This is a genomic window from Chroococcidiopsis sp. TS-821, from assembly GCF_002939305.1.
Lineage (GTDB): Bacteria > Cyanobacteriota > Cyanobacteriia > Cyanobacteriales > Chroococcidiopsidaceae > Chroogloeocystis.
The window spans coordinates 1-12,694 of the sequence record NZ_MVDI01000015.1 but is presented as its reverse complement, the minus strand read 5'-3'; the positions used below and the strand labels follow the sequence as shown (position 1 = coordinate 12,694).

The 12,694-nt window shown below is 44.0% G+C and carries 15 protein-coding genes; 5 read left to right on the top strand and 10 right to left on the bottom strand.

Going from position 1 to position 12,694, the window contains the following annotated elements; translation table 11 throughout:
* Positions 1-12: 12 nt before the first annotated feature.
* The 5 genes from B1A85_RS22165 to B1A85_RS22145 all read right to left on the bottom strand — a co-directional run bounded on the left by B1A85_RS22165 (position 13) and on the right by B1A85_RS22145 (position 4,543).
* Complete coding sequence (locus B1A85_RS22165; protein WP_168192462.1) at positions 13-192, bottom strand: DUF4278 domain-containing protein; 180 nt, start codon at positions 190-192, stop codon at positions 13-15.
* Between the two features lie 75 nt (positions 193-267).
* Positions 268-522 (bottom strand): hypothetical protein, encoded by a 255-nt coding sequence (locus tag B1A85_RS22160; protein ID WP_104548895.1) that lies wholly within the window; start codon positions 520-522, stop codon positions 268-270.
* Between the two features lie 261 nt (positions 523-783).
* Positions 784-2,334, bottom strand: coding sequence for a gamma-glutamyltransferase (ggt, locus tag B1A85_RS22155; RefSeq protein ID WP_104548894.1), 1,551 nt, complete (start codon positions 2,332-2,334; stop codon positions 784-786).
* Positions 2,327-3,319, bottom strand: a complete 993-nt coding sequence (locus B1A85_RS22150) for a zinc-dependent alcohol dehydrogenase family protein (RefSeq protein ID WP_104548893.1) — start codon at positions 3,317-3,319, stop codon at positions 2,327-2,329. The genes ggt and B1A85_RS22150 overlap by 8 nt, the downstream gene beginning before the upstream one ends.
* A gap of 54 nt (positions 3,320-3,373) precedes the next feature.
* The gene (locus B1A85_RS22145; protein ID WP_104548892.1) at positions 3,374-4,543 is read right to left on the bottom strand and encodes a pyridoxal phosphate-dependent aminotransferase; all 1,170 of its coding nucleotides are present in this window, start codon (positions 4,541-4,543) and stop codon (positions 3,374-3,376) included.
* 257 nt (positions 4,544-4,800) lie between these two features.
* On the opposite strand from B1A85_RS22145, the gene B1A85_RS22140 reads away from it, so the two are divergent.
* Positions 4,801-6,156, top strand: a complete 1,356-nt coding sequence (locus tag B1A85_RS22140; RefSeq protein ID WP_104548891.1) for a GDSL-type esterase/lipase family protein — start codon at positions 4,801-4,803, stop codon at positions 6,154-6,156.
* Between the two features lie 7 nt (positions 6,157-6,163).
* Here B1A85_RS22140 and B1A85_RS22135 read toward each other — a convergent pair whose 3' ends face one another.
* The 3 genes from B1A85_RS22135 to B1A85_RS22125 all read right to left on the bottom strand — a co-directional run bounded on the left by B1A85_RS22135 (position 6,164) and on the right by B1A85_RS22125 (position 10,049).
* Positions 6,164-7,750 carry an apoptosis inducing factor family protein gene (locus tag B1A85_RS22135; protein ID WP_104548890.1) on the bottom strand — a complete coding sequence of 529 codons (1,587 nt, stop codon included), beginning with the start codon at positions 7,748-7,750 and terminating at the stop codon, positions 6,164-6,166.
* A gap of 101 nt (positions 7,751-7,851) precedes the next feature.
* Positions 7,852-8,934, bottom strand: a complete 1,083-nt coding sequence (locus B1A85_RS22130; protein WP_104548889.1) for a class I fructose-bisphosphate aldolase — start codon at positions 8,932-8,934, stop codon at positions 7,852-7,854.
* A 20-nt stretch (positions 8,935-8,954) separates the two neighbouring features.
* Positions 8,955-10,049 carry an aldo/keto reductase gene (locus tag B1A85_RS22125; RefSeq protein WP_104548888.1) on the bottom strand — a complete coding sequence of 365 codons (1,095 nt, stop codon included), beginning with the start codon at positions 10,047-10,049 and terminating at the stop codon, positions 8,955-8,957.
* Positions 10,050-10,203: 154 nt separating this feature from the next.
* Here B1A85_RS22125 and B1A85_RS24100 point away from each other — a divergent pair, with 154 nt between their 5' ends.
* The 4 genes from B1A85_RS24100 to B1A85_RS25745 are packed head-to-tail and all read left to right on the top strand — an operon-like array spanning position 10,204 to position 11,355.
* The gene (locus B1A85_RS24100) at positions 10,204-10,344 is read left to right on the top strand and encodes a hypothetical protein (RefSeq protein ID WP_168192461.1); all 141 of its coding nucleotides are present in this window, start codon (positions 10,204-10,206) and stop codon (positions 10,342-10,344) included.
* Positions 10,301-10,501, top strand: a complete 201-nt coding sequence (locus B1A85_RS22120; protein ID WP_371681706.1) for a DUF433 domain-containing protein — start codon at positions 10,301-10,303, stop codon at positions 10,499-10,501. Before B1A85_RS24100 ends, B1A85_RS22120 begins: the two co-directional genes overlap by 44 nt.
* A gap of 57 nt (positions 10,502-10,558) precedes the next feature.
* Complete coding sequence (locus B1A85_RS25750; protein ID WP_371681705.1) at positions 10,559-11,089, top strand: aldo/keto reductase; 531 nt, start codon at positions 10,559-10,561, stop codon at positions 11,087-11,089.
* Positions 11,086-11,355, top strand: coding sequence for an aldo/keto reductase (locus tag B1A85_RS25745; RefSeq protein WP_210404681.1), 270 nt, complete (start codon positions 11,086-11,088; stop codon positions 11,353-11,355). Before B1A85_RS25750 ends, B1A85_RS25745 begins: the two co-directional genes overlap by 4 nt.
* A 204-nt stretch (positions 11,356-11,559) precedes the next feature.
* On the opposite strand, the gene B1A85_RS22110 is transcribed toward B1A85_RS25745, so the two are convergent.
* Together B1A85_RS22110 and B1A85_RS26375 are read right to left on the bottom strand one after the other, a co-directional pair.
* Positions 11,560-11,940 carry a PIN domain-containing protein gene (locus tag B1A85_RS22110; protein WP_104548886.1) on the bottom strand — a complete coding sequence of 127 codons (381 nt, stop codon included), beginning with the start codon at positions 11,938-11,940 and terminating at the stop codon, positions 11,560-11,562.
* A gap of 7 nt (positions 11,941-11,947) precedes the next feature.
* Positions 11,948-12,208, bottom strand: a complete 261-nt coding sequence (locus B1A85_RS26375; protein WP_104548885.1) for a hypothetical protein — start codon at positions 12,206-12,208, stop codon at positions 11,948-11,950.
* Positions 12,209-12,694: the final 486 nt, after the last annotated feature.

Genomic DNA, 12,694 nt, shown 5'->3' with positions numbered 1-12,694 from the left:
ACTGGATTGTTTTCACTTGAAAAGTACGCTTTTATAAGTTAAACCACGATATCTGAGTTCGCATACTTGATTTTTCAGTTCATTAGGTCGCTTTTGATAGGTAATGCCACGATATTTGGCAGTGATACCAACATTGTTATTAGTACGAACAGTAGGATATTCGTACTTCAAACCACGGTAAGATAAAGTCATAGTTTTTACCTTTGATTGAGTTGTTAAAGTACTTGATTGGTAAATCATTGGTAGTTTGTTGTTGTAATGAAGTTGTTATCGAGAATTTATCCACAGCAGTTCTTGCGCAGTGTTTGTACCTGCGGCTTTTAAAGAACGAGATATGTGTGGTGCTTGCGTATAGACAGTCGCGCTAGCGAGTGCTAAAATCGCTAACACGATCGACAAAAGCAGTTGATAACTAGGTGTTTCTTTAACAGACTTGGCAAAACATTTTTCTAGAAACTGTCGCGGATTGCTAATAGCTGAGTGCGTCAGTAAATTAGCAGCATCAAACAAATGATGAGGCATTTTATATGTCTCCTTCAATGTGGATAGTCATGCAAATCACAACGTTCGCTATTACTTACAGCGCCTATCTTTCATTCAGTGACTACAACCCAACTTGCTTCTATTTCGGCTAAGATGCGTAAAAAAAACTCAAAATCTGCAACTTAGTGGCAAATCTGCGCCTTAATTATCTATGTTTACAGTATTACAAAGGCTTACTTGAGCTAAAATTTTATTTATGCAGTAATTTAATGTTATGTAACTTACAAAGATAGCTGACAATTAAATTTGAGCGATCGCGCCATTCCTGCGTTCGTCACCCGCGCCCGAAATGACACCTTCAGATGTCTCCATGACAGTATGTACGCCACCAAAAAACATATTTTTTGTATTCCATAAAATCAACTGATCGTCATCATTATCGATTGCTTTAATAACAGAATCACTAAAGCCTGGTTCTATGTTAAAAACATTATTTTCCCAATGAACGCGAGGACTACTTACTGCTTGTTCCACAGGCATTTTAAAATCAATAATATTAGAAATAACCTGTAAGATTGCGGTTCTAATTCGATTGGCACCTCCCGAACCAAGAACAATTTCAGGTTGATTGTTTTTGAGTACTATTGTTGGTGCCATCATTGAAGAGATTCGCACATTTTCTTGCCATTGATGAAATCCGTGGGGATTCAAATCTTCTTCTCCTAGAATATTATTCATCATGATTCCCGTGCCAGGAATGATATAAGACGAACCTTCACCGTGTGTCGTTGTGACACTTGCTGCATTACCTTCAGCATCAACAACGCTAATATGTGTTGTGCTTCCCCACTTGTGCGCATCGGTTAATTGTTTTGCATATTGCGCAATGTGGTCTATTGATAAAAACTGTTCAGCAACATCTTGCTGATAAATATTTGTATTATATCCATCTTTTCTAGCTGCATTTGTAAGTCGCATGACTTCTGCTAAAATTTGCAGGTGACGTGACGTACCAAAGCCGACAGTTTCTAAATCAATCTTTGCTAAAAGCTCCAGGGCAAATGCTATTAAAATTCCGCCAGAACTAGGAGGAGGATTCGTCAAAAAAGTATTACCGCGATAATTAACTTTTAATGGCGTTCTTTCTAAAACTTGATAACTTTTTAGATCCTCCAAAGTTAAATATCCACCATATTCCTGACAATCACTTACTAATTGACGTGCAATTTCTCCTTGATAAAATTCTTGACATCCTGTTACGGCTAGCTGTGATAAAGTGTCTGCAAAATCACGCATGACGACTTTTTCGCCAAGCTGAAGAATTTCTCCAGTTGGTGCGTAGATTTGTTTCCCTGCGGGAGAGGAAACCATAATTTGTTTAAGAATGTTTAAGCAGTAGTGTTGAAAGCTACCAACTTCTACGCCTGTTTTTGCATAATGAATTGCAGGTTCGGCGATCACCTTAAACGGCAATCTCCCTAGCCTTTGTTGAATGTGAAAAATTCCGGCAATATTACCAGGTACAGCCATTGCACCAAGCCCAATATGAAACTCTTGGGCAGCATCACCATAAACAATTTCAATTGGATAAAAGTTAAGTTCGTTAATATGCCTTTTTTGTCGTGGCGTTTGTGAGAAGAAATCAAATAAAATATTTTCGTTTTGGTTTGTATGCGCGAGTAGAAAGCCGCTACCACCTGCCGAAGTGAGTGCTGATTCGGTAACAAAAGACGCCAACATTGCTGCGGTTGCAGCATCAAATGCATTACCTCCCAAGCGAAACATTTCAATACCAGCTTCGGCAGTTTTATGATGTCCCGCGGCGATCGTGCCGTGTGTTATTTTAGTCATGGGCGACAACTAAGACAGCTGCGCCATTAATTTTGCCACTGCGCAGCGCATCAAGGGCATCATTTGCCTCATTTAAAGGAAAAAGATTGACTTCGGTGTGAATCGGAACTTGCGGTGCTAAAGCTAAGAATTCTTCGCCATCAAGACGCGTGAGATTAGCAACCGATCGCACAACTCGTTCTTCCCACAAAATATGATAAGGAAACGAAGGGATATCACTCATGTGAATTCCTGCGCAAACAACAACGCCCCCTTTAGTAACTGCTTTAAGTGCAGCCGGGACTAAAGCACCAATTGGCGCAAAAATAATTGCTGCATCTAACTTTTCAGGTGGTAATTCTTCCGAGCTACCCGCCCACACTGCGCCAAGCTTGCGCGCAAATTCTTGTCCTTTGGCATCACCCTTGCGAGTAAATGCATAAACGTCTCGTCCTTGATAGCGTGCGAGTTGAATTAAAATGTGTGCAGCAGCACCAAAGCCGTAAAAACCTAACTTTTGAGCATCACCTGTCATGCGATAAGCGCGATAACCAATCAACCCTGCACATAATAAAGGTGCAGCTTGTAAATCTGGGTAATCATCAGGAATGGGAAAACAAAACCTAGCATCAGCAACGGTGTATTCGGCGTAACCACCATCAATTTGATAGCCAGTAAACTGTGCATAGTCGCAGAGATTCTCTTTCCCACTCAGACAATAGCGACAATGATGACACGTATACCCTAACCACGGAACGCCAACGCGATTGCCTACTTTAAATTGCGGTACTTCTTCCCCAACTTCTTCGATAATTCCTACAATTTGATGCCCAGGAACTAAGGGGAGTTTCGGTTGTGTAAGTTCTCCGTCAACGATGTGTAGATCTGTGCGACAAATACCGCAGGCACGAACGCGAATTAAAACTTGCTGCGGATTTGGTGTGGGAATTGGTAGGTTAGCAACACGCAGGGGCTTTCCTGGTGTCTCTAGAATCATTGCCCGCATGATCTGTTGTGTTTTAGAGGTGCTAAGTAGAGGGGAGCAGAGAAGATGAAGAAATTAGGACAATTGGCTTTGTACGAATTTATGCAATCTATCCATACCTTTTTCTATTGATGCCATATCGGTAGCATAAGAAAGACGAATGTGGTCGTCTGCACCGAAAGCGATGCCAGGAACTGCTGCAACTTGTTGAGTTTCTAGGAGTTTGTCGCAGAAGTCTAATGAACTCAAACCGGTTTTACTGATATTGACAAATAGATAGAATGCACCATTTGGTGGCGCACAGCTAATTTCAGGTATAGCATGAATTCGCTCTAACATCACTTGTCGTCGTTCGGCAAAGGCTAAGCGCATTTGTTCCACACAATCTTGCGAATCTTCATACGCGGCGATCGCACCATACTGCGCAAACGTACAAACATTAGACGTACTGTGACCTTGAATTGTACTAACTGCTTTAATTAACTCGACTGCACCCGCTAAATAACCAAGTCGCCAACCAGTCATGGAGTACGCTTTGGCAAAGCCACTACTGACGATTGTTCGGGCAAAAATGTCCTTACCTAGCGAACCAATACTAACGTGCTTGGCATCGTCGTAAATAATCTTTTCGTAAATTTCGTCCGAGACAACTAATATATCTTGTTCGACGATCGCTTCTGCAAGCGCTTGAATTTCTGCCAGGGTATAAACAACACCTGTAGGGTTACACGGCGAATTGAAGACAAATAGCTTAGTTTTATCGGTAATTGCTGAACGCAGCTGCGCTGGTGTAATTTTATATTCTGTTGCCGCATCCGTTTGGACAATGACGGGCGTTCCTCCAGCTAGCTTGACCATTTCGGGATAACTTAGCCAGTAAGGCGCAGGTATAATGACTTCATCGCCTGGCTCAATCAATGCCAGCATCAAGTTAAATAAGCTGTGTTTACCGCCATTGGTCACAATGACATTTTCGGCGTTGTAGTCGAGGTGATTTTCATTTTGCAGCTTGCGGGCGATCGCTTGACGTAATTTTGGTTCTCCAGCAGCGGGACCATACTTTGTTTTACCTTCATCTAAAGCTTTTTGAGCAGCGGCTTTGATGTGTGCGGGAGTATCAAAATCCGGTTCTCCTGCGCTAAAGCTACAAACATCGATTCCATCTGCCTTCATTGCTTTGGCTTTGGCGGCGATCGCCAGTGTTAAAGACGGAGTTACCTCACCTACTCGTGCTGCCAACTTCATGCTCACTATCTTCGGCAAAACTCTAATTTATCTAGGATATCTTAGAGTCTGACCTCTAATTTGTATTTTTCGTTGCTTCGCTATTGGTCAACCTATAAGCGCTAGTTTTGATTACTTGCCACGCTGGACATTAAGTTGCTTAGAAATCCACGCCATTCTGTGGGTTGGGAGTGTCATAACCATACTCTTGTGTCATTTATCCCTGATATTGGTTTGTGATACTTTGACTGCATCATACTGCAGAATATTCCAATTTCATGGCGTTTATTCAAGGAACTCCTAAAAACGATAACCTTACTGGCAGTTCATTTGCAGATACAATCTACGGTTATTCTGGCAATGATACGCTCTACGGTGGTAGTGGTAACGATCGCCTTTATGGCGGTAGTGGCAATGATACGCTCTACGGTGGTAGTGGTAACAATCGCCTTTATGGTGGTAGTGGCAATGATACAGCAAGCTATCGCAACGCATCTCAGGGTATAGTTGCTAATCTCAAAAAAGGTATTGTTGTAAAACCTATATTTAATCCATCAACTCAGCCTAAAATTATGCCTTTAGGTGACTCGATCGCCAAGGGAGAACACCGCGTTGACCCGACTCCTGGAACTTACCGAATCCAACTGTGGAAAAATATGTCGGCTGATGGGTTGAAAATCGACTTTGTAGGTTCGCAGTTTAATGGTCCGCAAAGCCTTGGCGATAAAAACCACGAAGGACACGGTGGCTGGACAATTGACGAAATTACCAATCTCGTCAATAGTGGCATTCTCAAAACTTACAAACCTGATATTGTGCTACTAATGATCGGCACCAATGATGCTTTAGGTCGTAGTAGTTTGAACGAAATGTACAATGACTTAAGCTACCTCATTGATCGCATTGCCCAACAATCAACAAGTACTCAGATACTCGTATCCTCAATCACTCCCATTGATGCTAAAGTTCGTGGCGTAACCGCTGCCAACCTTGCCAAAGATTTTAATACACTCCTTCCTGGCTTAGTTGACCGCAAAGTTGCACAAGGTAAGAATGTGAGCTTTGTTAACGCGGCTGGTAATCTTAAGTTGAGTGACCTAACTGCCGATGGCATTCATCCACGTCGTCAAGGCTACGATAAACTGGGAAATGCTTGGTACGATGCACTGGTTGACCGCGATACGCTCACTGGAATCGAAAATGTCACGGGGTCGCGATTTGCTGATAAGTTAATCGGCAACGGTACTGCCAACATTCTGCGAGGGAATGCGGGTAACGATACACTTATCGGCGGATTTGGCAATGATACACTCGTTGGTGGTTCTGGCTACGATCGCTTTGTGTTTAATTACCCTGCCGAAGGAGTTGATATTATTAGAGACTTTAATCCCGACTTCGATAAAATCGCAGTCTCTCAAGCAGGTTTTAGTGGTGGGCTTTCGAGAGGTAATATTACAAGCCAAGAGTTTCGCGTAGCTGGATCTGCACAAAATTCGAGCGATCGCTTCGTTTACAACCGCAACAACGGTAATTTGTTTTTTGACGTTGATGGTACTGGCAGCGCCGACGCAATCCAAATTGCTAAACTCATTGGCGAACCAAACCTGACGCGTAACAACATTGTTGTTATCTAAAGTAAAATTAGCTCTTGATTCGCCCCACTAAATCAATCTTGCCGCCACGTAATTCTGTTGCAGTAGGCATTCGATCTAAACGCATCAACTCATAAATTGCTGCCATTTCGGTATCGCGTTGACTTCCAGCTGCTGCTAAAACTCGCTCGTCTTTGACATAAAAAGCTATGAATTTTCGCTCTGGCAGGCTACCATCAAAAATTATTTCATCCCAATCCGTAGCGTGTCCGACGTAACGCAAAGGAAACTGAAATTGCATCGTCCAAAAAACAGGAACGCCCGCGAATTTAACAGCCTTCCCAGCCATGTTATAAGCGGCAATGCGACCGTGTTGTGCTGCTAATCGCCAGTGTTCTACGCGAGTGGGTTCACCTGTACGCCAATCAGGATAACGCGCAATATCTCCCGCTGCATACAAACCATCCGCTGCACAAAGATATTCATCGACAATGACGCTGCGGTCTTTCTCGTGCAACTCCACGCCTTCGAGAAATTCTGTTGCAGGCTGTACGCCAACACCAACAATCACTAAATCTGTTGCTAGGCGATCGCCATTTTCCAAAATCACAGCTTCTACTTTACCGTTGCCCTCAAACTTTTGCGCTTTTGTCCCTAGCAGAAATTTTACGCCTTGTTCTTCATGCACTTGCTGAAACAACTTGCCAATTTCTTGACCAAGAATTTTCTCAAATGGTACTGAACTTGGCGAAACAACAGTTACTTGCAAACCTTTTTGTGCTAGACCCGCAGCTGCTTCCATACCAATAAAACTTGAACCGATCGCAACGGCACAGGATGCCTTTTCTGCGGCTTGCAGGATCTTCTCTGTATCAGCGAAACTGCGGAGAGTAAAGATATTTTCTAAATCTGCACCTTCAACCTCTAGCTGACGCGGTTTACCACCAGTAGCCAACAACAACGAGTCATAAGTCATTGTGTCATCATCTGCAAAGGTGATGGTTTTAGTTGTTGCATCGATGTGCGTGACACGCTTGTTTAACAAAACTTCGATATCATGCTCGTCATAAAATTGCTGCGATCGCAACGGCATTTCATCGCGAGAAACTTTGCCATTAAAGTAGTCTTTACTCAACCACGTACGGTCATACGGTAACTTATCCTCATACGTCACCATCACGATACGCCCTGCAAAACCTGCTTGTCTTAGCGCTTCTACCGCCGCACTTCCCGCCGCACCTGCACCTAATACGACAAATGTCCGTCGATCTACCTCTGGATCGTACTTAACCATTGTAGGTGTCCTTTGCTGTGGTGCAGAGTCAGGAACGCTCGCAATGACATTTTCACCGTCAATTCTTACTGCATAGCAAGGTTGTGCATCTAACCCTGGCGGTTCTTGTAAATCTCCTGTTACAAGGTTAAAGCAAGCATTATGCCAAGGACAAATTACGCGATCGCCACTCAAAACCCCTTCTACAAGTGGGGCTTTATAATGCGTACAATAAGCTCCAATTGCATGAAACTGATCGTTGACCCGCGCTAACAATATATCAGTGTCTCCCACCGAAACTTGCTTCATCTCGCCATTTTGTAAATCCTTAACTTGGGCAACAATGGCATCTTGTGTACTCATAAATTTAGGGAAATGGTAGTGGGTAACAGGTAATCGGGAATAGATAACAAGACAGTTACCGATTACCAATTACCAATTAATAAGGAGCTTATCTACTAGACTTAAGCAATTGTCACTTCTGGCGACAGATAAACATCCTGAATCGCATGAAACAGTTTCACTCCATCTTCAAAGGGACGCTGGAATGTTTTACGTCCAGAAATTAATCCAGAACCACCAGCACGTTTATTAATAACTGCGGTGCGAATTGCTTCCGCGAAGTCATTTTTACCTGAAGCACCACCTGAATTAATCAACCCTGCGCGTCCGCAATAAGAATTCAAAACTTGATAGCGCGTCAAGTCGATTGGATGATCGGTAACTAAATCGGTGTAGACGCGATCGTTCGTTTTACCGTAGCTTTTTCCTGTTGCTTTGGCGACTGCAGCATAGCCGTGATTATTTTCTGGCAACTTTTGTTTGACGATATCAGCTTCAATCGTCACGCCCAAGTGATTTGCTTGACCCGTAAGGTCGGCTGAAATGTGATAGTCTTTATCTTGCTTAAACGCACTATTGCGCAAATAGCACCATAAGATAGTCGCCATACCGAGTTCGTGGGCGCGGGCAAAAGCTTGACTGACTTCTTGAATTTGCCGCGTTGATTGTTCCGAACCAAAATAAATCGTTGCACCAACCGCAACAGCACCCAAATTCCAAGCTTGTTCAACTGATGCAAACATGACTTGATCGAATTGGTTCGGATAAGTCAGCAGTTCATTGTGATTGATTTTGGCGATAAAGGGAATTTTATGCGCGTATTTGCGCGAAACACTGCCCAAAACTCCTAAAGTCGTCGCTACCGCGTTACAACCTGCTTCAATCGCCAACTTGACAATGTTTTCTGGGTCAAAATAAATTGGGTTAGGTGCAAACGAAGCTCCTGCCGAGTGTTCAATTCCTTGGTCTACGGGCAAGATAGAAAGGTAGCCCGTATTTGCTAAGCGACCGTGGGAATAAAGTTGTTGTAGACTGCGCAATACTTGTGGCGAGCGATCGCTAATCGAAAAAATGCGATCGACAAAATCGGGCCCTGGTAAGTGCAATAAATCTTTTGACACTTTGGCTTTGTGAGTCAGCAGATCTTCGGCTTCTTCACCCAACCAAGATTCAATTGTTTCTGGTGCAGAAAGTGTTGCTGTCATAAAACTTCCTCAAATTTCTCCTAAAGTTTCAACTGCTGTGGTAAAGGAAATCCGTGCTGTTCTCTACCAGGTCTCCCATCATATTTTTTTGATGTTTTGTACAGTTCAAAGCGTCCATCTGCAGCGTAACTAGCGTATCGATTGCGCACAGCTTGCATTTCCTCTGCACTCATCGGTTGAAAGTTACCAGCAATACGTAAGTTCTGGTACAGCACTGCCAAGGAATCAATACCGCTAACCGTACTGGCTACAGGGAGACTCATAGCGTAGCGGAGTGCTTCTTCTACTGTAACGATTCCTTTTTTCAATGCGTTGCCATCACCCCCCAAACTTTTCATTCCAATTGCGGCGATTTGCTGGCGGTTAAGTTCTGGTAGCACTTGCTGCTCAAAACTGCGAAAACTTGCATCGAAGCAATTTAAGGGTAACTGACAAGTATCAAAGGGATATTTGTACGCCAACATCTTGAGATGAATGGCAGGATCTTTATGTCCTGTAAAGCCAATGAATCGAACCTTTCCCTGTTGTTTGGCTTGCTCTAGCGCTTCAACTACACCACCTTTGGCAAAATGTAGTTCAGGGTCATTATCATAAATAACTTCATGAATTTGCCACAAATCGATGTAGTCTGTTTTTAACCGTTGTAAAGATTGCTCTAACTGCTGCATTGCTACACGCGCATCGCGTCCGTGAGTGCAGACTTTTGTCATCAAAAACGCTTTTTCGCGTCTTCCGCCTTGCAATGCTCGACCCATTAATTCTTCGCAGCGCCCTTTTCCATACTCCCAAGCGTTATCTAAGAAATTCACGCCAGAATCAACCGCTTCTTGAACAATCCTCACCGCAACTTGGTCATCTTTCACATTACCTAGGTGTGCGCCTCCTAGTGCTAAAGCAGAAACTTCGACTCCTGTTTTGCCTAGCATCCGTCGCGGAATTGTCCCAAAATCTTCGCGGGGATTCGCTACTGAGTTTTGTGTTGCTGCTGAGATATTGTGCTTTTGCCAAATGAAACTGGCGATCGCACCTCCAGCGCCAACAATACTAGCGCGCAACAAGAATTGCCGTCGCTGCCAATGCGATCGCTTTTGTGGTGTTCCTGATTCTTCCATCAGCCATCACCTCCCTTTTTCTATTAGCACTTCTTGATTGTAAAAAAACCTACCTTCAGGTAGTAGAGAGTGAAAAGCAGGAAAGCAGGAGCGCAAAGGTGCAGAGGAGAAGTTATTTGTAGGTTCTCATTTTTTGAAATGATACAAAAGCTATGCAATGAGCGTTCTTCAACTAGAAATTAACATTTTTGGTCAGACGCGTTCGGTTGCTTGGTCGCCAGTACCCATCGAAAAAGACCAGGCTCAACCTTCTTATAGTCAATCCAAGTCAGTGTGGTGGTCGCCCCTGTATTCGTAGTATGAGAATTCGAGTGTCTGATGTCCTAGATCTGTTCGCAGCAGGATTCAGCGCTGAACAGATTTTAGAGGAACTACCCAATCTGGAAATGGATGATTTGAGAGCGGCGCTTACCTATGCATCACGTCAACTCAATCATCCTGTGTTAGTCGCCTGACAACGCTCTGGATCGACGCATTTTGATACTGCTAAAGTCTACAACGACAATGAACAACTGGCAGGTCAAGCAATTCGGAACGATCTCGATCGGGTTGTCATTGCAACGAAATTTGGTTTCAAGATTGACGAAAGCGGAAAGATTGTTGGTTTAGATAGCTCGCCCGAAAATATCCACCGTGTCTGTAATGCCTCATTGCGGCGATTAGGCGTTGACTATATCGATTTGTTTTATCAACATCGTGTTGATCGAACTGTCCCAATTGAAGAGACAGTTGAGGCAATGGCAGAACTCGTACAACAAGGGAAGGTTCGCTACATTGGGCTTTCGGAAGCAAGTCCAGAAACCATTCGTCGTGCCCATGCTGTTCATCCAATCAGTGCGCTTCAGTCCGAGTATTCGCTTTGGGAACGAATAGTTGAAGCCGAAATCTTGCCTACGTTGCGAGAATTAGGAATTGGTTTTGTTCCCTACTGTCTCCTGGGTCGAGGGTTTTTAACGGGACAAGCCAAGCGGGCTGAAGCGTTTGAAAATGACTACGCCGCCTCGAGCCCCGATTTCAAGGGGATAACTTCGACCAAAATATGAGGCTGGTTCAGCAAGTCAAAGAAATTGCTGTGGCGAAAGGAACAACTCCTGAACAAATCGCATTGGCTTGGTTACTGCATCAAGGTAACGATATCGTTCCAATTCCTGGAACAAAACGAGTTGCTTACGTTGAAGAGAACGCAAAGGCAAGTAACATTGTTTTGAACACCGAGGAGCTAGATCGATTGGGTGAGATTGCTCTGATTGGTAGCGCTGCTGGCGATCGCTACACTCAAGAACGAATGAATTGGCTGGATGTAAACTGAGCCGAGCGATTCAAACAGCTTTATGGTGCTGCCCAGCAAATAATCTGGAAATTACTTGATCTTGAACGCCAACCCAATAACCTCCATTCACTGCCAAAACCTGAAACTCAAGCCAGATAACGGTGAAGTTGTGCGGCGGCAGATATTCTCGAACTCCTACTGATAACCTCCGTTCCGTCCGCACCCAACGCAGTGTTAGGCGGTTCAGTGGCTATAGGGTTGCTCCAGACGCAAACCAGGAATAACTCGATAGTGCTTCACATTGAAAGTACAGAGAGTTGCATTGCGTCCAATGGCACAAGCAGCAATCAAGGCATCAATCAGTCCAACCTTGTGGGACAGGTGATAGGCTGTGAAATCAGAGAGGGCACGGGCGCAGTCAGTTTCAGTAGTCCACACTATCGGCAACGGGGCAACAAGCTGTAGAACCTTACGCACCTGTTGCTTATCTTGAGCATCCTGAATCAACTCCATCACAACAAAACCAGGAATGCTTGGAAGTTCTGGGAGAGAGGTGAACCAAGCTAGAGCGGGCGAGTAACCTCGCTGAATGTCGATCATGACATCAGTATCGACTATGTACATTTGCTACCTAAGCCAGCTCACGGTGTTCAGCTTGGTCGCGCAACCTGCGTGCGTGCTCCTGACTGTCAGTGATATCAGGCCGGGAACTAACCACCCCAATGCTTTCCCAATAGGTAACAAGTTCTACCCCTGTTTTGGGAGGATTTTGGAGAAAAGGGCGAAAGGAAAGAACTCGCAGAATATACTCTGCCAGAGGTAGGTTCAGTTGTGATGCTTCATTGGCTAGTTCACGTTCTAGCTCTGAAGGTAGCTCTAGGGTGATATTCATAGTTGCTCTATCCGTTAGTAGACAATGCCGTGATTTCTCTCAGCGCAACTTTGACATATTCCATCATTATGCATCCAACCACAAGGGTTTCGCTGTTGGCACTCCTGACAAACTTAAAAATAACGCTTGTCTTGTAGAACTTCCAAAATCTTGGACTCAATTTCCTTAGTTGAGGATTTTATTGGAAGCGCAGTAGCTACTGCCAAATTAGATGCAGGCTCGTGGGGATGTGGCCAGGATATGCGGCAGACGAAGATCTTAAGTTCAGCATCCCCCTGCTCAACTTTTATAAATTTGGAGATAATCTCTGTGTCATTCATAACGCTAATTACTTCATGAATACTTAGCCTAACGGCAAAGTTGAGCGGTTGTAGCCATCTTAAACCCCACACCGAAAATCTGCCAATCCGCTCCAACAGAATTGTTCGACTGCGCTGCTACTGACAATTGATCAGAGCTTTAATGTCTGCCGTTACAATTTTCTCC